This is a genomic window from Paenibacillus sp. FSL K6-2862, assembly GCF_038005125.1.
GTDB classification, from domain to species: domain Bacteria; phylum Bacillota; class Bacilli; order Paenibacillales; family Paenibacillaceae; genus Paenibacillus; species Paenibacillus illinoisensis_A.
On the sequence record NZ_JBBOSN010000002.1, the window covers coordinates 23,158 to 45,848 of the forward strand.

Genomic DNA, 22,691 nt, shown 5'->3' on the forward strand with positions numbered 1-22,691 from the left:
AAGTAATCCGTTTACAAAATTGATAAGGTGCCCGTTTCCGGGCACCTTCAATTGAGTGCTATCTGTAGTTATTTAAAACCAAACACAACTTCTTATATTATGCAAAACAAACATAGATTATTTCGTCTAACACAGAAATTATATGCACTAGCTATTCTAAATTCTCTCCGTTTGATTCAATGACACTTTTATACCAATAGAATGAGTCTTTTCTAACTCTTTTGAATGTACCCTCCCCTTGGTCATCTACATCTACGTAAACCAATCCATATCTTTTCTTCATTTCACCTGTACTAGCCGATATAATATCGATTGGTGACCACATTGTGTACCCCATTACAGGGACCCCATCAAGTTCAATTGCCTTACTCATTTCCTTTAGATGTTCTTTTAAATACTCAATGCGGTATGGATCGTGAATACTTCCGTCTGTTTCAACGATATCAGCCGCACCTATTCCGTTTTCAACAACCATTAAAGGTATCTGATAGCGATCATAAAGAAGATTTAATGAATAGCGAAGTCCCATTGGGTTAATTGCCCAGCCCCAAGCTGTAATAGGAAGGTACGGATTGGAATAGCCGGTTTTCACACCGTTGAGTCCGACAAATTTATCAGGCGTATTTTTCCCAACTACATGCGTAAAGTAATAGCTATATGATAAAAAGTCTACCTTTCCTTTCAGCAAGTCGTCCTGATCCCCGTCTTGTATAGGGAGTACAATTCCTTTACGTTCAAATTCCTTTAATTTATATGCGGGATAATAACCTCTACATTGTACATCACAGTAGAACAACATAGACTGCATAAAGTCAGCATTTGCCTGAACGTCTTCTGGATCACAGCTATTGGGGTATGCAAAATGTCCTGCATACATCATTCCAACTTTATTCTCCGAATCAATTTCATGTGCCATTTGTACAGCTTTGGCGCTGGCTAAAAACTGATGATAAGCCGCAGTCATCCTGATTTGCTCATCATCCGTTTGAATACCACCAGCCATCCAAGGTTTAGTAGACATGACATTAATTTCATTGAATGTAATCCAGTATTTTACTTTTCCTTTATATCGATTGAATATCGTTCTGCAGTAATGCAAATAAAAGTCTACAACTTTTCTATTTTCCCATGATCCATATGCTAATAGCCCTAAGGGTGTTTCGAAGTGTGAGATCGTGACTAGAGGTTCAATACCATAAGATCTGCAGGTATCAAATACTTCTTCATAATACTGCAACCCTGCTTCATTTGGTTGGTCTTCATCTCCGTTCGGAAAAATCCGTGTCCAGTTGATCGACAAACGGTAACATCTAAATCCCATTTCCGCAAATAAAGCTATATCTTCTTTAAATTTATTATAATGATCAATAGCCACATGGCTTGGATAATATACATTCTTATTTATATTCTCCGTTATTATTCTAGGGACATCTAAATTGCCTGCAGTCATGACATCAGCTGTACTTAGACCTTTACCATTGTTCTGATATGCGCCTTCGCATTGATTAGCTGCAGTCGCTCCTCCCCACAAAAAATCCTCAGGAAATTTATTACTCATTACGTTTCCCTCCATTTATTAGCTTCTTGTCGCCGTTACGAACATTAGTGTGCCTTGATGATCTTTGCGTGCTGAATCTGCGAATTTGACAGCGTCTTTATCTTGATTAGTCACCACCGCCACAGTTACAGGGTCATAACCCGCTTCAATAATTTTCGGAAGATCGAACTTGACGAGTAAATCTCCTGCCTTCACCTCATCACCAATCTTAACTTGTGCTTCAAAATGTTGCCCACGAAGTTTGACAGTATCGATACCGATGTGAAATAGTAATTCAACTCCATTTTTGGTCTCCATAGCTATGGCATGTTGCGTTCGAAACACCATTTTAATTGTGCCATCTGCTGGTGCATACAACTCTCCTGAGGAAGGCACTACAGCAATACCCTCGCCCATCGATTTGGTAGAAAAAACTTCATCTTTCACCTCAGCAAGTGGGATGACCTTTCCCGGTACTGGTTGATTTATACCGACTTCTCCACTTATATTTTTTTCTGAGGCTTCAGTCATAACGTCCTTAGCTTTGCTTTGTTCAGCAACTGCTTTTTCTTCTTTCCATAAAAACATTGTAATAATAAAGGAAGAGATATATGAGATAACAAGTCCTACTATAGCGTAAATAAGATTTTTAACATTAGTTGGATCTATAAACATTGAAAAACTCGCAAGGCTTGGACTAACCCAAGTATTACTTGATACTCCTAACAAACCTAGGCTCAAGCCACCAATAAGACATGAGATGATAACGCTTGTTAGAATGCGCTTTCTCTGTAAGGTAACCCCGTATAAAGCTGGTTCCGAAATACCAAACAGTGCTGATATTCCTGAAGAGATGGCTACGGATTTAAGACGTGTATCTTTTGTACGGACCGCTACAGCAAAACAAGCAGCACTCTGAGACATGTTATGTGCAAGAAAGGCTGGTAAAAGTAAGGTCTCTCTTCCTGTAGCAGCTAGTGCAGATATTCCATATGGAGTCAAAGCTTTATGCATACCTGTTGCAATCATGAATGGAAGTAGTGCTGCCAAAATTCCCACTGCTATCCAACCAACTGTATGAAATATAAATAAAATCCCAGCTGTCAGTAACTTACCTAAAAGAAATCCGAAGGGTCCTAGTAATAACAATGTGACTGGAACTGTAAACAACATAGACATCATGGGAACAAAAAACACTCGAATTGGTTTTGGAGATAATTTAAAGAAAGTCTTCTCCATAAAAGCATAAAACAGTACGCCCAGCATGGATGGGAACACCTGTGAAGCATAGTTAACGGTAGTTAACGGTAAATACATAAAACTTCCACCATTTCCTATGAGTGTTATCATATCTGGGAATAACAGTACACTCATTGCTGCTGCTGCAACCAGATAGTTAACCTTTAGTTTAGTTGCTGTAGTAATGGCAACCAATATAGGCAAGAAGTAAAATACAGATCCACTGATATATGTCAAAATAAGATAAGTTGGTCCAGTCTCATCAATTAAATTTACTACTGAAAGTAGGAGCAAGATAGATTTTAGAATTCCTGCCCCAGCCATTGCCGGTACTAATGGTTGAAATACACTAACAAAAAAATCTAAAATTATTGCCCCAATTTTCTTTCTCTCTCGCGGTGCCCCATCTGGGGTTGATTTTGACTCTTCGTCTTCTGAATCCCCAAATTTCCCAAGTTTTATTAACTCATCATATACTTCCATTACACTATGACCAATAACAACCTGAAATTGGGCTTTGTTAACTACATCTAGAACACCACTCACTTTTTTGAGTTCTTCAGTATCAGCCTTGCGGTTATCAGCAAGGGTGAATCGTAACCTGGTGGCACAGTGTCCTAGATGAACTACATTATTCTTCCCGCCAACAAAATGGAGAATTTCTTTCGCTGTTTTGTTGTAATCCATTACTATGTCCCCTTTTAGACTAATATAATACGCTTACATTTTGGCCCAAATATAAGCTAACAAAAAAGGCAGAATCCTAAAACGACACGATCTTCCTACTGAGATCATAACGCTTTATGGATCCTGCCTGCATTACCAGTGACATGTCCGGGTTTTATTTTGTTAGTTTAATAATAAAATAACTAATACAAAAAAGCAACAGGTTATATTTCCCATATGTAAACCTATTATTATATTCATATAAACAGTTACAGTTCTTTGGTGAATAAGTGAGATGAAGTGGATTTATTCCTCTCAACACTTATATATTTTTCCTTCTGATATTTATGAACGAACTCACTTCCCTCTCCAAAATAATAATTTGGTATACTATGGTATATATAATTAATATAAATAGGAAGTGGACGGGAAATGTTTGATCCGATTGCGTTTTCACTAGGCCCGGTGGATGTCCATTGGTATGGCATCATCATCGGTTTAGGTGCTATTTTGGGCCTTCTACTGGCAATTTCTGAAGGAAAGAAATTTGGTATTCCTAAAGATCTCTTTATGGATTTGGTTCTAATAGGAATTCCATCAGCTATAGTTGGAGCTAGAATCTATTATGTGGCTTTTGAATGGGACAACTATAAAAACAACTTAGTTGATATATTTAAGATTTGGAATGGTGGTATTGCAATCTACGGTGCATTAATAGGCGCAATAATCGCTGCAATATTTTATACAAGGCGTAAAGGATATAGTTTTTGGAGGATTGCTGATATATGTGCTCCTGGTTTAATTACAGGCCAAATGATTGGTCGATGGGGAAACTTCGTTAATCAAGAAGCACACGGTGGTCCTGTTTCGGAGAATTTCTTAGAAAACACCCTGCACCTTCCTCATTTTATTATTAATCGTATGTACATTGATGGACAGTTTTACCATCCAACATTCTTATATGAATCGGTTTGGAGTTTAATTGGACTTTTACTGTTATTTATTCTTCGTCGGAGACCTTTTTTAAGGTCAGGAGAATTGTTTATGAGCTACTTTATATGGTATTCACTTGGTCGATTTTATGTGGAAGGAGTTCGTACTGATAGTTTATCTTTTGCTGGGCCTCAGTGGATGTCAGACTTATTGAAAACGATGTGGAGTCCAGTGGAATTTTTAGGCTGGGGAATGATGCAGGCAGGAGAAAATATTCGTACTTCTCAGTTACTAGCAAACATAATTATCATAGTAGCCATTGTATTTATAATAGTTCGACGGGTCCGGGGAGAAGTGGTTAGGTATTCTGATCCCGTAGAAGTAAGGAAAATATAGTACAGGTTTCGCATGTTAATCAAGATAAACCGCTCTAAATATTACAGTGGTATATAAAATTATAATTATTATGTATTAAAAGAGAAGGCCGTTGGGAAAAACCCCAACAGCCTGTAGTTAAAAAATCAACCAATCTGATTATAATTTATTAGTCTATGCAGATGCACAGCAAGGTATGCTAATTCTTCATTCGGGACTTTTTTCCCGTAAACCTGTTCGATATATTCTCGAATTTTAAATGCTCCTGACATTGCTTCAGGATGCAAACTGGCAATGTGTTCAAATAGAACATGGCTTTCATCATTTAACATTTGATTAGAATAAAATCGTTCCACAAAGAATTTGATATGGGTTATGAACCGACTGTAATGGACATTATCATCATCCATTTCAATATTAAATGTATACTTGGCAAGATTAACAATACTTCCGATCATTTTGGCAAATTTCATACCATTTGATGAATCTTTATGCTCTCCTTGAGCATTAATTAAGTGAAATGCAATATTAGCTGCCTCTTCAACAGGCAGATCCACCTGTAGAGTTTTGTTCATCAGTTGAAGCGCAAATACTCCAATTTTATATTCTTCAGGATAATAAGTTTTAATCTCCCAGTACACACGGTTAGTAATATTAATGTTTTTCTTATGCCTCTCAACCGCAAAACTTAAATGATCCATCAGCATAAAATAAACACTCGCATTTAGTTTGACGGAAAGCTCTTTCTCAGCATACGATACAATCTTTTGAGTCAGTTCTACAAACTCTGGAGCAAGCGTATCAAGTAAACCTAAAAACTCTTTAACTTTGATATTTTCAACAGGTATAAAAATTTGATCAGCCTTATGCTCCTCAATTTTATTCCCTACTTTCCCCCCATACCCAATGCCTTTCCCCAGAAGTATATATTCATTTTTTTGCGGATCCTCTGCTAGAACCACATTTGAATTCAATACTTTTTTTATCTTCTTCATTATCTCACCTTCTCTAGTAAACTAAACATATTATTATATAAGCTATTCGCTAATCCATCTGATATAAATGGAGACAAAACAGACAGGTATCCTTAAAAACTAAACATACTTAAAGTATCATTTAGTTCTTATGGATCCTGCCTGCATTACCAGTGACATGTCCGTTTATTATTCTAAATTATTATTTGTATTATAACTGCTCGATAAATAAAATGCAATCGATTTCATTTTACGAAAAGAACAGATATTAGGGATAAAGAAACTATATCTAGTAACATAAGATGCCTCCTGCAACAACATATTAAAGCTCTTCGTCGTGCCCGGTTTGAATCACCCAATTAAATTCTCGGCTTTAGCTTTTTCTTGAAAAATAAACATTATGAAATGCGATACTTTGTGTTTATGTTTTTGGCTAATCTCAATATAATAACCACTTGAGTACTTAAGGTACATTTTTTGTGCTTTAGGAAAAGTTGTTTTGTTTTATTGATTTTCTAGTTGAACATTTAAACCATCAACTTTGCAATAGAGGATTGAACTTTTATCAATTTAGCTCTCATTACATAAAGACTCGCTATCCCATCGTAGTACTTTACTACTCTTCAAGATAACCTAAATAAAATAAACCCCTTCATTGCGAAGGGGTTTTTGAAAAAATAAACTTACCAATCAAGACCATAATTTTCTACATATTCACTGATTAAGTCTTCCTCAGGAATTATGGATACATAACCTTCAATCTCAATTTTAACGTTAGATTTTTTCAGCAAGTTTCCGACCTCACATTTTTTGTCTGCATCGACAAAAGCCTTGCGAACTAACTCAATTTGTTCATCTGTTGCTTCATTAGATAAATATACTTTTGGGTAATGTGTGATACTCATACCCTCTCGCGTTAAATCTGTTGATTCCGAATCCATGGTAAAACCGGCAATCGGGACTTTAATCGTCTCCAACATATACACAAGAGTCATTAAATAACATGCAGCTGCAGAGGAGACTAATAATGCTTTTGGATCCGCGCCAGTACCGCTGCCCCCAAGAGCTTCTGGGATAGCAATATTAGTTTTTAGGTGATTGGCTTTAAGTCTTCCGTCTCCCTTTGAACCGTTGTACCAAATAGCATTCAATTTCATATTCCATCTCTCCAATTTTTGTATTTTATATTGTTAGTTACGTAATGCTTCTTCAATGTTAGCTTTGAGATCTTGCTTTGACTGTAGACCAACTAACTTTTTCACAGGATTTCCATTTTTATAAAGAATAAGGGTCGGTATTCCCGAAATACCTAACTCCCTTGCTAAAACTAATTCTTCATCCACATTAACTTTGGCAATAACAGCTTTCCCCTTCATTTCGTTGCCAAGCTCCTCAACAATGGGTAGCTGCATCTTACATGGTCCGCACCAAGGGGCCCAAAAATCAACTAAAGTCACGCCAGCTTGTGTATGTTCTTTGAATGAGTTTTTATTAAGTGAAATAGCTGACAAAATCAATCCCTCCAATAACTCGATAATTTTTAATTATTCAGTTGTACAGTTAACTGATCAACTGGTTATTTAGACTATAATCTTTTTTATCTGTTTCGTCAACTTAACTTCACCAAGTCAGCAAAAATAGATACTTATCTAGGCATTCACTTGCTTTTATCTGTACATTAGATTAAGCTGAAAAATAACCAGAAAACTAGTTAATTAAGAAAGTTGGAAGTTGAAAATGAACTCTACAAATTTGTTTTTTAAGATTGATACATCTTCTTCCCTCCCCATAAATGTACAGATCAAAGAGCAAATAAAATGGTTAATTGGGAAGGACCTTCTAAAGCCAAATGCACCTCTTCCATCGACCAATCAATTGGCCGATGAATTGGCTATAAACAGAAACACAATTCAATGGGTATACTCACAGTTAAAAGAGGAAGGTCTTTTGGTCATGCAAAAGGGACGTGGAACCCAAGTTGCCGAAGAAGAAAACATTTTAAAATTTAAACAACAAAATCCATATTACTCTTTTGTAGAACAGACAATAAATCAGGCTTATGAATCCGGTTATAATGTTCAGGATGTTCTTTTATCCGGATTTGCCTATGTCCAGTTATTTGGGCAACCATTAGAGAAGAAGTTAAAATATCTTTTTATCGAGTGCAAGACCATTTCTTGTGTATTCTATCTTGATGAGATAAGAAGAGTTTCTCCTGCCGATATTCAAACTATTGATATCTCATCCACAGAGGAAAACCTTAGACAAGCTATCCTCGATGCTGATGTAGTCATCACTGTAAATGATTTAGCACCACAAATTAACCAATTTGTTGAAGCATCTAATAAATCAGTCATCACTGTGGGCTCTTCATGCGACGTGCAGTTGTTGTTAAATATGCTTATTCAGTAATAGATTACAAAAAAGCCTCGCATTTACACCAAATGCAAGGCTTTTTTCAGACAAAATGCCAATTAAAACAAAACAATTCCGAATGCTGCAGAGAGTAATATGACGGCAAAAGGGTGCATCTTATATTTAGTGACTGCAGCGAGGCTGCCAGCACAGACAATGAGCATCCCAAAAGTTGACCAGCTGATTAAAGGTTCCTGGCTCCCTCCAATTCCAAAGTGAATCGCTGCATATACAATAAGCCCTGTAATAATTGGACGTAACCCGTAAAATGAGGAACGGATCCAATAATTGTTCTGCAAGCGAAGAAAAAAGGCAGTTCCGATGATGACAAGAAAAAGAGAAGGTAAAATAATCCCAATTGTAGATATAATTCCGCCTATAACCCCCATCTGAGAATAGCCAATTAGGGTTGCCATATTCGTGGCAATTGAACCCGGAGACATCCCAGCTAGAGCAACGAGTTCTTGAAACCGTTCTGGTGTTATCCACCCTTTTTCAGTTACTTCACGTTGAATAGATGCTATAACTGTGTATCCCCCACCGAAAGAAATAGCTCCAGTTTTAAAGAATAAGAAAAACAATTCCCACAACATGTGATCAGCACCTTTAGATGTAGTATTCAGGATAGTTTAAATCAGGTTGGTTGTTTCTTTCTTCCTTTTCTGTTTTATCTGAATAACCTAGAACTCGTTTAATTGAAATAATAGTCATACCTATAATTGGGCCTCCAATAATCAAATATAATGATTGAATCGATGTAAAAAGTAGCAGGAATACACAGAGACCCGCCATCACCATTGTGGATGCATCCATTATAGATGTTCTCCCTACCTTAAGAGCCGCTACTATGATAAGTGCTACTACAGCGGCATGAACACCCTTTAGAGCTGCTTCTACCTTAGGGACATCTTGAAACATTATACCTAGGCTATTAAGAATAAAGACAATGGCAAAGGTCGGTAACGTTATCGCTATAACGGCTATAACCGCACCGATTATCCCGGCTAGTCTATATCCCACGTATGCAGCTGAATTCACTGCTACTCCTCCAGGTATTGATCCTGCAACAGATACCATATTCTCTACCTCGTTCTGCTTCATCCATGCTTTTTTGTCTACAACCTCTCGCTCAATAGCTGTAATCAATGCATAACCTCCACCAAATGTTGATGGCCCTAATTTAAAAAAAACAACAAAAAGTTCTAATAGCATATAAGTGTATTTTTTTTGTTTCACATTCATATATGGCATCCCCATTCAAAAATCAGTGTACATATAAATTACTGATATTGTACCACATTAATTCCATTTTGGATTAAAGTTTAAGTATACCGGCAGATTTCGGCTATATTTTTAAATGATTTGATTATTATCTTATGAAAGGCAAGACCACTTGATTAGATAAAACCATTTTGGTATAAACTTTGTTATTCCAATAACATCAACTGGATAATAAATTCTACATAAGCTATACTCAAGATATCCCGACTTATTCACTTGGAAATGGAGTAGAAAATCGATGTTAAATCATTCCCATTTTTCAGTTAAAAAGCAGATTTATGATCGAATTGCTTATCTTGGTGTGGTTTCTAAAGCAGACTTAATAAAACATTTCTCAATTGCTAGTAGCAGTATGACTCGTTTACTTGAGGACATGCTAGAGCAAAAATTAATACTTATTTCCGGGCATGGTACGTCCACGGGGGGACGTAAGCCTATTCTCTTTCAAACAAATCCTCACTATCGTTACTTATTAGGCTTGGAAATCTCTCGTATTAGTTCCTCACTTGGCTTGTTTGACATGCATCTCAACCAATTATCTGTTGTTAAATGGGAAATGGATCGTCAACTCTCGCCAGAACGTCTTGTTGAATTCGTACTAACCGAAACAAAAAAAATGCTACATAGGCACCAAATTTCTCATAAACAAATTCTTGGGTTGGGAATCGGTGCAGTTGGACCCCTAGATACAAAAAAAGGTATCATATTACACCCAGAGTACTTTCCATCCTACTCATGGAGTAATGTTCCAATATGCGCAATGCTTGAAAAGGAACTTAACATACCAACAAAACTAGATAATGGTGCGAATACAGCCTTACTTGCAGAGCATTGGGCACTTCGAAAAGAAACTTGTGAACATATGTTGTATGTCCATGCCGGTGTGAATATACGATCATCAATCATGTCTGGAGGTCAAATCTTACGTGGTGTTGCTGATACTGAAGGAGCGATCGGACAAATGATCATTCAACTAGGGGGAAGAAAACTAAAAGATAAGGGAAATTACGGTTCCTTAGAAGCCTATGTATCAGTGCCTTCACTCGTAGAGCGTGTACAATCACAACTCAAGATAGGCCGAGATAGCACACTTTCGGGTTTCCCACCTGAAAGTATCAACTTTACTTCTCTTGTTATAGCTTTAAAACAGAACGATACATTGGTACGAGAAGTTTTTCTTGAGACAGCATCCTATCTGGGAGTTGGACTTGCCAATTTAATTAATACTGTCCATCCTGAATATGTCATTATCAGTGGAGCAATTGTTAATGCTGATTCTGTAGTATATGATACGGCGATACAAGTCGCTCGTAAAAATATATATCATTATCCTAGTTGTTACGACCCTATATTTACTCCAGGTGTTCTTCGAGAAGAGGGAGTCCTTACAGGAGCTGCACTTCAGATTCTTCAGGCTTGGGAAGAGTAAGAGAGTTACTAGAAAAATAAAAACTCTGTTTAAACCGACTAAACGGTTGAAAACAGAGTTTTTTTACTGACAGTAATTAGACTTATAGTTCTGTTGTTTTTCCGACGTGTCACTAACAGACATTGAAAGATAACAACCTTTAATGGCGTACAAACTTCGAAACCCTCTACGTGCTAAAATTCTAGCCGCTTTCCTACTTTGAATCCAACTACGAGAAAATATAATTACTTCATCACTTGGTGTAATGTGTTTACCCCATAGAAGTGGTAATCTACCAATAGATACATTTATTGAGCCTGGTATATGCCCAGCCTCATATTCACTTGCATCTCTGACATCTAGGATTTTTGCATATACCCAGCGTTCCTTCAGTGGCTCCCACTCTTCAACAGGAATGTAAGTAAGTGACCTCAGGGGCCATAATTGAATCAATAACCATGAACCAAGAAGTCCAACTAAAATATAGAATAGTATAATCATGCTATTCCTCTCTTCTTCGTGATCGCAATTCCCCAAATGGATCTTATCGTCATTTTAAAAAATTTATGAGACTATCTTCATAGATTGCTTTAGCTATCTTACCGAATATTAGAATTAACAATTGGCATTGTCATAAATCTAGATATTTCATCAAATTGATAGCTCACCGTAAAAAAATCAAGTGAGTCTTATTACATTACAGATTCTTTTGAACGTGCTATATACTGATTTCCAAGGGAAGTCTTTTAGTATTCATGATCATTATACCCCCTCACCCTATATGAAATCAATAAAAAAAGGCCCACTGGCCTGTTGTTGAATTAAATTACGGTTCATCTTTATTTTACTTCATTAACTTGTTAACTGTGATTAGTAATTCCTCTATAACTTCATACTCTTCTGCTTGAATTCGTTCAACCACACAACTTCTCATATGGCCCTCAAGAAGAAGTTTTCCAACCCCATTTAGTGCAGACTGAATCGATGCTATTTGGTTAAGGACATCATCACAATAGGTATCCTTCTCAATCATACCCTTTACACCTCGGATTTGTCCTTCAATTCTATTTAGGCGAGATATTAAGTTACTTTTTAATTTGTCGGAGTGATGACTTTTACGAATGGCATTGGAATTGCCTTGATTATTATGACTTACCGTTGATTCTATTTGCTCCATAGAGACCACCTCACATTACCAAATTACAATACTCCCCTATAGTATGTCAATATAGAATATTACTTATCACAAACAGAAAGAAATAATTTACCTGGGGAACCAAAGTATTAACGTATGAAATTGTCTTCAAAGAGATAGAGGTACTAGATAGATTGGATCATCAAGTTAGTTTTAAAACCTACCACTTAATTTGTTGAATGCCTGAATACAAGGAATTGATATCACTACCTCTTCAATACTCTTTAATAAATGTCGATATACTATAGAGGGGTATAGTACTTTTGTATTTTTAAGGAGTGAAAAACATGATTAACACACGAAGAAACGTGGCGGGGAGAATGAAGTTAACTATTCGTATGAAATTGCTGACAGGATTTTTAATTGTGTTAGCACTTCTTTCCTCAGTAAGCACCTATGCTTTAGTTCAGATTTATGGCATGTCAGAAACTGCCGAAGAAATTGATCAGAAGTGGATGCCGAGTGTCAGGCTTCTGGGCATCATGAATGGTGATGTCTCAAAAGTAGATCGTCTGGTTCTTGCCATCATCGTGGAGACAGAGAAAAATGAAATTACAAGAATGAATAAGTCTTTGGTTCAACTTCAAACTAAAATTGATGATGAGCGTAATCAATTATTTTCTCTAATTCATGATAATGACAAAGCATTGGTGCTCTATGATACATTTAGCAAGAACTATGAGGCCTATTTGAAGAAAATACCGTCAGTTATCGATGTAGGATTAACTGATAACTTTGTGGAAGCTAGCAATCTACATGCAGAAGCTTATCCATTGTGGTCTACAGCTAATGATTCAATTTCACAACTGATTACTTTGGTCGATGCATTATCTGGGCAAGCTACAAATAAATCACTGGTCGATGCTAATGATGCTTTCCTTATTATTTTATTGATCACATTGGCATCTTTCCTGATCGCTTTAATTATTGCCTTCTTTATTGCAAATATTATATCGAAACCAATTCAGAAAATGAATGCTTCAGCAATGCTCATTGCCGACGGTGATTTATCTGGCGAAATGATTATACTACAAAACAAAGACGAGCTCGGGACGCTTTCTGCTTCCTTTAATACGATGACGGAAAACCTTCGTTCAATGGTTCAGTCTGTTTCTACAACTTCCGAACAGGTCGCTGCCTCATCAGAAGAGCTACTCGCGAGCGCCGAGCAAAATACGAAAGCTTCCGAGCAAGTTACTGAAGCAGTTGAGCAATTAGTTAGTTGTACTTCTGATCAAGTGAATATGGTATCACATTCATCCCAAGCAATGAGTGAGATGACCACCGGATCAGAACAAATCGGGCAGTTTGCGAAGAATATATCCCTATCTGCTGAGAATGCTGCAATTCAATCTACTAAAGGTAACACAATCATTCAGCATGCTTTGAAGCAAATGGGAACGGTTCACTCTTCTATATCTGCTTTGACAGAGCTAGTAACTGGGTTAGGAAAACATTCTGCTGAAATAGGGAGCATTACGGAACTAATTAACAATATTGCTCGTCAAACCAATCTGCTAGCTTTAAATGCAGCAATTGAGGCTGCACGTGCAGGTGAGCATGGCCAAGGTTTCGCCGTAGTCGCCGGTGAGGTACGTAAACTGGCAGAAGAAACCTCAAAATCAGCTAGCAAAATAACAAATCTTGTTCAACTCATTCAAAATGATACTGATCATGCAATACAAGCGGTAAAAATGAATAGCCACGAAACAGAAGCGGGAATTAAGATAGTTACTTCAGCGGGACAAGCGTTTGAACAGATTTTAAATGCCGTGGACAAGGTCGCTATTGAAGTTCAAGAAGCTTCAGTAGGAGCAGATCAAATGTCTACTAGCACGGATAAAGTAGCCAAGTATGTAGAAAGGATCTCCAATATCGCGGAGGAAGTAACTGGTGAGGTACACAATGTATCTACCGCTACAAAGGAACAGCTCTCTTCAATGGAAGAGATTGCTTCATCAGTCGCCTCTCTATCCAAAATGGCAGAAGAACTCCAGGAACAGATTAACAAATTTAAAGTGTGATGTAACTTGGAGAAAAGAAATCATAATTCATTAAAATAAATAGCCTTTAGCATGTTACCAGTAAATAAACCACTGCTGAAATTAGCAGTGGTTTTTCACATGCCTTTTTTACCGTTCAATGTTAAATAAAGAAAAATTACCAGGTACCTTATAGTGTTATAATTAGATCTTTGATGTAACACCTTTACGTTGTGGTCAATGGTCAGTATCAGATACTAATAGATATAAATGGATTAAACCAAAATCGTAATACCTCCTTGTTTTTCACTCTGAACAAATATCTTTGACAATAGAATTTTTTAATACTTGTACATTCTGAACTAAATATATAGATTTAGAAATAATGCAACTATTATTCTAATAATAAGGATACTTGAGGAACAAATCCTTTATTGATGAGATCATCAATTCCTTTACCAAGTGAGATATCCCACATAGCGAGACTTAATTTCATATTCGTATTGGCGGAAAAATACTCTGCACAAAGTTCTAATGCTCGCTGCACTTCTGGTGTTTTCACGCTATCTGCATCAAATGCAATGACAACATGCTTACACCCTAGCTTCTTCAGCGGTTCCAAGATGAGTGGATAAGAACCAACGCCGGGAAGGCCAAATACTGGCTTTAGAAGGCCATCAGCGGCCTTATCTGCCTTCAAGGCACCTTCTGTCACCCAAACTTCGCTGCAGTCGATTAACGATGCAGGATCGTTATCAGACTTCCAGTAACTCAAACAAGGCGAAGGTAGAGCCAAGTGATATGGAATTGGTCCTCCTATAGAAGCCCCATTGGTTTTTGATCCACTACTCCACCACCAGTAACGCTGTGCTTGCTTCAACTCCACACTGAATATGAGTTGATCATCCTGCATGCAAACTTTTTTATCTTTTACAGTTAACTGGACCTCAATCTCTTTTCCTCCCACGGTTAATTCACAGAGCGCTCGGCGGTTACCTATATGGTCTTTTTCAATCTCCTTTTTGATGGTGCCTTTCACTGCTCCTTTCAAATCCAACTCTAATGGAGGGGAGTCTACTCGAATTTGCCAGCCCGTAATTTCATTTTGGATAGAACGAAACGGGACCATTAATCCACTGGAACCGGACATTGTCCAATACGAGCCATATTTGCCTTCTTGAACAAAGAATCCTGGTACTCCAAGCAGATCAGAATCTGAATTTAGTCGTTTGCCTACTTCTTTAGCAATCGTCCAACGCTCACTTTCTGGCATGGTTCGATACTCTCGAACACAAATCGTATCATCTGACATCTTCCGTTCTTCTCTCAAATGATTCTCATGTGCTACCGAAATACACAGTTCGTTGGTCAATGCTCGGTATACGCGATTCAAATGTGCATTGTTTTTTTTATCAACGGCATTGACTTGCTCAATTTCAATTTTTTCATGGCTTGGAATGGAGCCAAGAACCAATTCGTGACGAAATTGCCTTCCCATATTGGATTCAAAGTATTGGTCCGATGGAACTCTCATGCAATGCACAATTGTTTGTTCCTTGTTGATCGCACACCATCCCTTGTGACCACAAATCGGGCATATAGACATGACCTCATACCATCCATCCATGTTTCTAAGTCTGCGAAGTTTCATCCTATACCTCCAAATTAGTTATGTACTCTCCTAGATAAGAAGTGAAAAACAAAAAAGACACATTCCATTGTTAGAATGTGTCTCCTTGGCATATCCGATGATAGAAGTACAGTCCTGTCGTGGGACCTTGTTATCATCCGAATAAGATTTTTGAAAAATGCAGTCAAGCATAACCCCGTCTTCGCAAACTATATATGTGCGAAGAAAATTAACCGATTATTCGTATATTCACTACATTATATCATTGCTAAAAAATCGGGTAAAGAACTATCATTCTCTTCATCCAAAACTAGTCTAGTCTGTTTGGTATGAAGCGATCTAATGATTCAATATAAAAAGAAGCGACATATTAACTATCGTCGCTTCTTTTGTTTGGTTCTTATGGTTGCTTAGTTACTTGAATGTAATCGAAATCAGGGACCAACGCACCAGCGATATCCGACATCTGTTGCTGATCTTCTTGATTCACTTTCACATACTTCACTTGAATATCGCTACCTTGATCTACTGCTTGTTTAAACTTCTAAGCATATGGGTCATTAAGGTCGATATAGGTCTGATTTTTACTATTCCAGTTAAGAGATAACAGATAACCACGCAGGGCATATTCTACTCCATCCACCTTTAATGTTAAGCCAGCAGCTGTAGTGGAGGAATTGTTTAATTGGAAACCATTCGCAAAAGAGAGAAGAACTTTTCCACTTGATTGGGAATAGCTTGCCGTTGGTGTTCCTGAATCCGGAAGTTGCGAAATAGATTCAAATATGATCTCCGATGAACATGAGTCATTAGCCCAATCCACTACCCAATTCGAATTAAATTTTATCTTTGCAACTCCCTGTGGAAGCGGCGTATCAAATTTGAGCGTATAAGATATATACGATGTGCTATAACTGTATCTTATCGTGTTTGGCTGGTAATCCACATTGGCAATTTGCATCGCAAAGCGCGCCCTAGAAGCATCATCCGTGTTGAAACTAGGATTTACATATGGATCCCAACCCGGTTCGATCTTCGCCAAAACGGTGCGTCGATCTGAACTCAGCGTAACCTCAGTAAACTTTGGACTTAGAGATAATATTTCAGCATTAGAATAGCTTTGAGCTTTATTTTTAGTATCACTGATATCCTGAATCGCCGTACCGTTATAGCTAACCTTTAACGTAGCCAAATCGTTTTCTGTAATGCCGTTAACCATTAGCTTAACGTATAAAGGTTGCGACCCTGATGTTTTACCCGTGTTAAACATGCTTACGGACTGTACTTGACCTGCACTTAAGTTAAAATCTGTGCAGAAGGCATACTACTAAGATCAAGTTTCTCGTTGTAATAGATATAAATGGAATCTAGGGCATCGTTAAATTTCTTGTTTAGTAATGCTAGACAGAACTTTTAATAGCAAACTAGAATATTAATGAAACTTGGCTACGTGGTAGAATTCAATCTATTAATTCATAATAATAAACCCAAATATCACGGTCGTTACTGCTCCTCCATAACAAGTATAAGCTAAAGAACGCCAGAGGGGACCTCTGGATCCAGCTCTAAATCCTAGTACCGCAAAAGCTAAAGTGAAACCCCAAAAAACTAAAGGTGCAAATCGTGAATGTGATATGGATACTCCCAGTACAGATCCGAGTACCAAAGATAACGGAAGAGCCCATAATAATTTTCTCTTTAACATTTAGTTAACCCCCGATAAGTTATTATAATGCAGATTGGATGATTCTTAATTATAATAAGCACAGTAGTTTATTCAAAGGATTGAGGGTCTCCAGGTTTTTCATCGCCTATATACATAAGTCACTTCAATGATTATCAGTAAATAACGGTACAATATGTTTTTCAATCAATTCTATTCTATTCTTCGCACTTGGCATAAAACGAGAGGCGATAGCAACCACCATATTCTGCTTTGTAGATACAAAAATTACGTTTCCACCATCGCCCAAAGCTGCATAACAACCATCCTCCTTATTGCCAACAATCCACCATAGATATCCGTATGGCAACTCTCCCCATCGACTGTTTTCTTGGGTACTGTCTTTAATCCATTGAGAGGATAGAAGTTTCTTGCCGTTCCAATTTCTTGCGCTTAAGTATAGCTGACCGATTTTTGCCATATCCCGTGGTGTTAAGGTAAGTCCCCAACCAGCAGTATTCGTGCCTTTGGGATCAACCACCCAACCTTGAACGTACCTATCCTTAAGAAGCGCAAAATACTCTTCTTTGCAATTTACATTCGTATTGTGAGGTGCTTTTATTCCAAGTGGCTTAAACAGATTCTCTATGGCAAAATCAAGCACCGGTTGGCCTGTTGCATTTGTGAGTATTCCTGATAAAATCTGAATGCCTATGGTGGAATATTTAAACACTCCAATAGCGTTTTTACCGCCTAAGAAGTCCAGTGCAGCTTTTGTCCAATCCTCGCTTGTATAAACCTTTGTGTATGGCTCCGACTTGTACTTGTATGGTGCTGTCATTGTGAGAATGTGTTTTATTGTGACATGCTGTATCGTTTTTTCACCGCGCTTGATCTTGTAATTAGAAAAAAATTCCAAATACTTTTTGGTCTATGCTTTCGATATAACCTTTATCTATGGCAATACCAATCAGTGTAGAAACAACACTCTTTGTCACGGATGCACAATATGAATAGTATCTTCAGCGGTGTGGCCGTCGAAATAACCTTCATATACCTTTTCTCCGGACTGCATTACGACTATACCAGCGATATTATCATAGCCTGCTTTGATAATACTTTCGAAATCTGTAATTCCTACATTCATAATTTTTCTCCTCTCAAATAATACATCCATGTATAAGAAGAACATATTATGAACTAAAATTTATTGCGATAGTCGCATCATCAATATTAAGAAGAAATTCACTAATTCTATAAATCTAGGACCGGATGAACGAAATTCTTGACTCTTCGTGCATTATTTATTTCAGCAACGTTCAGTTAAGCCACAAAGAAAAGAGGACCAGAACTAGATGGCCCTCTATAATAAGGTAAGAATATATCGTTCTCCAATAATAAGAATTCCACACAGTCTACTAATCTGAAGAACCCAAGAAGCAAACTCCTTTCCAAAAAAACTAGATGACTACACTAAGTTAATGGCATCGTTACAACAACTTGAGTTACACACCCCTACTGGAAAGGATCAGATATTTTTTCCCATTGGCCTGTAAATACGTCAACTTTGATCATAAATTTAAGATTGGATCGTATAACCTCTCCCAATACGTATCCATCACCTAGAAAGCCAGTAATCCAATCTTTGCTTGCTGGCTTCAAGCCAGCGGCCTCAAGTATAGGCTTTCCCAGTCTGTAGAGTTCGGCCATATACTTTGTACCGTTGCTAATCTGAAAAAGGTCGGGTGCATCTACGTTAGCAAGACTTTTAAGCGGACTACCCGAAGTCGTATCATGTACCGTGCCTGTCATCGGGTTTATACTTATCATCATGGACTCGCCGTCACTCGAATGATTGGGATAACTAGTGACATATTGATTATCTTTACGTTCAACAATCCAGTCTCCTTCGGGTAACCAGTGATCCAGCATAGATTTCACATCCTCTTCGCTGAACTGAGGCTGCAGAAATCCGCTATAAAATAAAGTGAAGTTTTCAATTGTGAGATCACTATTATAATCGACTACAACCTTCACTGGAAATTCGCTCATCGAAGCCTGACCAGCTAGATTTGCTCTCAAACGTCCATTCTGAATCTCATAAGATACGATAGATCCGAAACTAACCCGCTCTCCCCATGATCCGATATCGTAGTCATACATTTTACTGAGATGCTTACCGTCCAATTCCGTATCTATATAAGTCTTACCCGTTTGGTGCTTTATGGATGAGTTTAGTTTGTTGTTTAACCTTTGCACTGGATCCTCGACATTCAGTTCCTCAAGAGAGTTTGGATCCAAGATGTGGACCTCATTGATAGCAACCCCGATACCCGTTCCAGCATTCATATGGATAACAATTTCTTTGGTACCATTTGCATTCACATCAATTTCATCAATAATAGGAGGACGTGAAGTATCCATCACGGTATTCCATAGAAACGATTTCTTTAATTTCCCTCGCATGTCTACGGTAATATTTCTTAGCAATTTGTCTTCTTTTATTGATGAGATAGATATAACAATCCCATTTTTCTCGTTGAGTATTAAGCTCTTACTATCTTTGTTCTGTTTTTTGTTTGCATTCTGACTAATCCCTGACTCTTCTCTGTTAGGAGCGTCATTCGGTTTAGCGTTAGACAATATACAACCGCTACATAGCAATGTAAAAGCGACTCCTAGTATTGTTGCTTTTACTATATTTTGTTTTATGATCATCAACTCCTCGTATAGATGCTGTAGGCACTATCTTCAATATTATCTATAGTACAGAACGCAATAGGAAACATAATGGTTGTTGAGTTTTTCTTAGTAGATCAAATAAGAAACGATCTATACATATGTAATAGGGCTTAAGAAGTCCTCTATTAGGACAACAAGCTAAGTCGGGTATTTAAAGTTTCTGTTCTGATATTAAATTGAGGTTCATATCTTCTAGGTGATGGAGTTGTTTTAAAACATGTTAAAACCTTTTCTAAACACCATCAATTAAGACCATAATTTAATATCTTTCTTTAACAGTATAGGTCAAAACCTTTAGTTAATACCTTTTTAGGACTCTCCAAAAACCCCTTAAAACCCTTGTTACATAAGGATTCTTGCATAAACATAATTTTGCTAAAAGATAAGAAATCCATTGTTACACTCGACTCAAACTTAAACCCACGACCGAGTATGATCTATCAACGACTGCTTAAACTGTATCCCTAGGCTAGTAAACGCTATACCCCTTTGGCTATACCATATAAACATAAAGTATCTATTTATCCATACTAAAAAACACGTTATCCACAGACATTTTAGGGAGTTAATCTTAAATCAGATGAAATTTTAGGGATGGACTAATATACAAATTAAAATTTCTACATGGGTTTTCAACCTGCTTTCATTTTATGGCATAGCAAATAGCAGTCACTCTACTGTCTGTAGTAGTCACTGCATCAAAAGTTAGATGAGTAGAATAAAAAGCAATTCAAAGAAGCCTAACTTATCTTTAAAATTAGACAGCTTTACTCTTTTGATTCAAAATATATTTTTCAATTTCAAGTTTAATCTCTAGAATAGGCGCTGGTAATGTTTTTATTTGATAATGACGTTCAACAAACCATTCTGGATTTTGTCTAAAACGAATGAGCCAGCAGTGATGTATGCGACGAAGCTTATCCCAAATCTGGCGCTGTTGTTCCTCAGCTGCCTCTATCAGTTCTTGATTGATCTCCAAGAGCACATCATTAGCAAACAGCTGGGTTTCTGCCATTTGTTTCTTCTGGTGTACCACTTCAAGATCCATTGATAACTGTACCGCATAATTTAGCTCGGCTGATTCCATTACTGATCGGAAATAAGCACTGATTTCATCTAATTCATTTTTCTCATCTGTAACGATATACTCTGAATCCTCTCGGTAAATCATATTCAAGAAGGCTTGAGAGCGCATTTTATTGAGTTGAATGTTAAACAGAGCGGTATCAAAGATTTCAGTAGCATATTCATAGCCAAATTTCGCATAGTAGTCTTCCATCACTTTGGCGATCTGCCACACGGCTTTACGTGACAAAAATTCACAACAAAAACGATGCTTTTTCAGCTGTTTAAAAACCCACAGCTCTGCACCCTCGGAGTAAATTTCCCCCATATCAATCCATTTTTGATGAACGTGGAGTACTTGAAAGTTTTCGGTATGTATTTTAATGTTCAGATACTTGGAAGCTTTGATAAGAACGTTTCTCGCTTCCTTAGGCGTACGAATATTAAGAAGGCCGGTTGGACCATAAAGATCATTAAGATAACCCCAGCGAAAGTTACCTGGGATGTAGATCAATTCTTTACCGACGTAATGAAGAACAAAACGTTGGACATTACGATCCTCTGCGAGGAATTCATCGCAAGTGAAGAAAGCGAAGTTTTTCGCATAAAGGTTTTCTTTTGAAGCCTCCGCTTGATCTTGAACAAAGACATATTGATTAAAGAACAAAGTTCCAGCAGCATTGTAATGAACAATGCCCTCAAACTCTAATTTTTGGAGTAGAATTCGAATGCGATATGTGGAGGTGCCCATACGCTTGGCAAGTGCAGTTAAGGAAAGTGGAACTTCCCCGCCATATGCACAAACGGTACCGAGCAGCAATTTCAGTTTGAATAACAAACGAGTATCATTATGGAGAGTGCGTGCGTCAAATAAATCAGGATGATGTTTCATGTCTGCCGCTCCTTAAATCCAACCCAAAAATGGCATAGGAAATAAAGGGTTTTGGCTTTTTTTTCTGAAAAAGACATGCTATAATTGAGCCATATCAGTTAAAGAAGCAAGACCAAAACCCGATCTCTCGAATTCTACTAAATGCCAGGTCGCCAAACTTAGCCATTTAGTAGAACCTGTGGTTGGGTTCTTTTTTTGTTTTTATTTCGACAGTAAATATCGAGTTTTCTTTATGTATTACACGGATCTTCTAAGCTTTAAGCCATTATAGCATTGAAAAATTTAATGGTAAATAGAGGTAGGTTGAGCGGAGATTTGGGGGATTTATGAAATATGCTACGAAATATAAGGCCCTACAATAGAGCGGAGATTTGGAGAATAAATTCTAATCCCCTGTTCTGACCGTGTTTTTTCTGGATGATAGGATGGAGAAATTTTTTTGCTCTATTTACAGCGGAAATTTGGGGGAATTAATTTGAATTTCTAATATAGATGATCACATTTATATGCATAATGATAATACTAAGCGGAGATTTGGGGAATTATTAGTGGTTTTTCACTCTGACAACTCATTTTCTTCCCCAAAACTATTAAAAATAAACATAGATTTATGAGATTCTCATAAGTTGAGCGGAGATTTAGTTAAGAAATTTTAATCCAGCGGAGATATGGGGAATTCTCTCGATTATAGCGG

General features: G+C 37.3%; 19 protein-coding genes. 4 read left to right on the plus strand and 15 right to left on the minus strand.

The features are described from left to right. Nucleotides 1–151: 151 nt before the first annotated feature. Both MHB82_RS29990 and MHB82_RS29995 read right to left on the minus strand, forming a co-directional pair. On the minus strand, nt 152–1,558 hold the full coding sequence (locus MHB82_RS29990) for a glycoside hydrolase family 1 protein (RefSeq protein WP_341176749.1): 1,407 nt from the start codon (nt 1,556–1,558) through the stop codon (nt 152–154). 18 nt (nt 1,559–1,576) lie between these two features. After that, a complete protein-coding gene (locus MHB82_RS29995) occupies nt 1,577–3,463 on the minus strand; it encodes a beta-glucoside-specific PTS transporter subunit IIABC (RefSeq protein WP_341176750.1) in 1,887 nt (628 codons plus the stop codon). A 411-nt stretch (nt 3,464–3,874) separates the two neighbouring features. Between MHB82_RS29995 and lgt the strand changes: the two genes are divergently transcribed. Next, nucleotides 3,875–4,771: a prolipoprotein diacylglyceryl transferase gene (gene lgt / locus MHB82_RS30000; RefSeq protein WP_341176751.1), complete on the plus strand. Its 897-nt coding sequence runs from the start codon at nt 3,875–3,877 to the stop codon at nt 4,769–4,771. Between the two features lie 125 nt (nt 4,772–4,896). Here lgt and MHB82_RS30005 read toward each other — a convergent pair whose 3' ends face one another. From MHB82_RS30005 to trxA, 3 genes are all read right to left on the minus strand, one after another. After that, nucleotides 4,897–5,745 carry a PRD domain-containing protein gene (locus MHB82_RS30005; protein WP_341176752.1) on the minus strand — a complete coding sequence of 283 codons (849 nt, stop codon included), beginning with the start codon at nt 5,743–5,745 and terminating at the stop codon, nt 4,897–4,899. 662 nt (nt 5,746–6,407) lie between these two features. After that, nucleotides 6,408–6,881 carry an OsmC family protein gene (locus MHB82_RS30010; protein WP_341176753.1) on the minus strand — a complete coding sequence of 158 codons (474 nt, stop codon included), beginning with the start codon at nt 6,879–6,881 and terminating at the stop codon, nt 6,408–6,410. 33 nt (nt 6,882–6,914) lie between these two features. Beyond that, entirely contained in the window at nt 6,915–7,235 is a 321-nt protein-coding gene (trxA, locus tag MHB82_RS30015; RefSeq protein ID WP_341176754.1) for a thioredoxin, read from the minus strand. 226 nt (nt 7,236–7,461) lie between these two features. Between trxA and MHB82_RS30020 the strand changes: the two genes are divergently transcribed. Beyond that, the gene (locus tag MHB82_RS30020; protein ID WP_341176755.1) at nt 7,462–8,136 is read left to right on the plus strand and encodes a GntR family transcriptional regulator; all 675 of its coding nucleotides are present in this window, start codon (nt 7,462–7,464) and stop codon (nt 8,134–8,136) included. A gap of 62 nt (nt 8,137–8,198) precedes the next feature. Here the strand turns inward: MHB82_RS30020 and MHB82_RS30025 are convergent, their stop codons facing one another. Together MHB82_RS30025 and MHB82_RS30030 are read right to left on the minus strand one after the other, a co-directional pair. Next, nucleotides 8,199–8,732 (minus strand): chromate transporter, encoded by a 534-nt coding sequence (locus MHB82_RS30025; protein ID WP_341176756.1) that lies wholly within the window; start codon nt 8,730–8,732, stop codon nt 8,199–8,201. A gap of 13 nt (nt 8,733–8,745) precedes the next feature. After that, the gene (locus tag MHB82_RS30030; protein WP_341176757.1) at nt 8,746–9,381 is read right to left on the minus strand and encodes a chromate transporter; all 636 of its coding nucleotides are present in this window, start codon (nt 9,379–9,381) and stop codon (nt 8,746–8,748) included. A gap of 277 nt (nt 9,382–9,658) precedes the next feature. Between MHB82_RS30030 and MHB82_RS30035 the strand changes: the two genes are divergently transcribed. Continuing rightward, nucleotides 9,659–10,849: an ROK family protein gene (locus tag MHB82_RS30035; RefSeq protein ID WP_341176758.1), complete on the plus strand. Its 1,191-nt coding sequence runs from the start codon at nt 9,659–9,661 to the stop codon at nt 10,847–10,849. A 63-nt stretch (nt 10,850–10,912) separates the two neighbouring features. Here the strand turns inward: MHB82_RS30035 and MHB82_RS30040 are convergent, their stop codons facing one another. Both MHB82_RS30040 and MHB82_RS30045 read right to left on the minus strand, forming a co-directional pair. Beyond that, nucleotides 10,913–11,329: a rhodanese-like domain-containing protein gene (locus MHB82_RS30040; RefSeq protein WP_341176759.1), complete on the minus strand. Its 417-nt coding sequence runs from the start codon at nt 11,327–11,329 to the stop codon at nt 10,913–10,915. A 343-nt stretch (nt 11,330–11,672) separates the two neighbouring features. Further along, nucleotides 11,673–12,005: a metal-sensitive transcriptional regulator gene (locus MHB82_RS30045; RefSeq protein WP_341176760.1), complete on the minus strand. Its 333-nt coding sequence runs from the start codon at nt 12,003–12,005 to the stop codon at nt 11,673–11,675. A gap of 305 nt (nt 12,006–12,310) precedes the next feature. On the opposite strand from MHB82_RS30045, the gene MHB82_RS30050 reads away from it, so the two are divergent. Further along, complete coding sequence (locus tag MHB82_RS30050) at nt 12,311–14,047, plus strand: methyl-accepting chemotaxis protein (protein WP_341176761.1); 1,737 nt, start codon at nt 12,311–12,313, stop codon at nt 14,045–14,047. A 352-nt stretch (nt 14,048–14,399) separates the two neighbouring features. On the opposite strand, the gene MHB82_RS30055 is transcribed toward MHB82_RS30050, so the two are convergent. The 6 genes from MHB82_RS30055 to MHB82_RS30080 all read right to left on the minus strand — a co-directional run bounded on the left by MHB82_RS30055 (nt 14,400) and on the right by MHB82_RS30080 (nt 21,997). Then, nucleotides 14,400–15,656: a DUF3854 domain-containing protein gene (locus MHB82_RS30055; RefSeq protein ID WP_341176762.1), complete on the minus strand. Its 1,257-nt coding sequence runs from the start codon at nt 15,654–15,656 to the stop codon at nt 14,400–14,402. Between the two features lie 523 nt (nt 15,657–16,179). Further along, complete coding sequence (locus MHB82_RS30060) at nt 16,180–16,905, minus strand: hypothetical protein (RefSeq protein WP_341176763.1); 726 nt, start codon at nt 16,903–16,905, stop codon at nt 16,180–16,182. 559 nt (nt 16,906–17,464) lie between these two features. After that, on the minus strand, nt 17,465–18,217 hold the full coding sequence (locus MHB82_RS30065) for a serine hydrolase domain-containing protein (protein ID WP_341176764.1): 753 nt from the start codon (nt 18,215–18,217) through the stop codon (nt 17,465–17,467). A 75-nt stretch (nt 18,218–18,292) separates the two neighbouring features. Beyond that, nucleotides 18,293–18,445 (minus strand): hypothetical protein, encoded by a 153-nt coding sequence (locus MHB82_RS30070; RefSeq protein WP_341176765.1) that lies wholly within the window; start codon nt 18,443–18,445, stop codon nt 18,293–18,295. A 368-nt stretch (nt 18,446–18,813) separates the two neighbouring features. Next, complete coding sequence (locus MHB82_RS30075) at nt 18,814–20,016, minus strand: hypothetical protein (protein WP_341176766.1); 1,203 nt, start codon at nt 20,014–20,016, stop codon at nt 18,814–18,816. Between the two features lie 781 nt (nt 20,017–20,797). After that, nucleotides 20,798–21,997, minus strand: a complete 1,200-nt coding sequence (locus tag MHB82_RS30080) for a hypothetical protein (RefSeq protein WP_341176767.1) — start codon at nt 21,995–21,997, stop codon at nt 20,798–20,800. Nucleotides 21,998–22,691 lie beyond the last annotated feature (694 nt).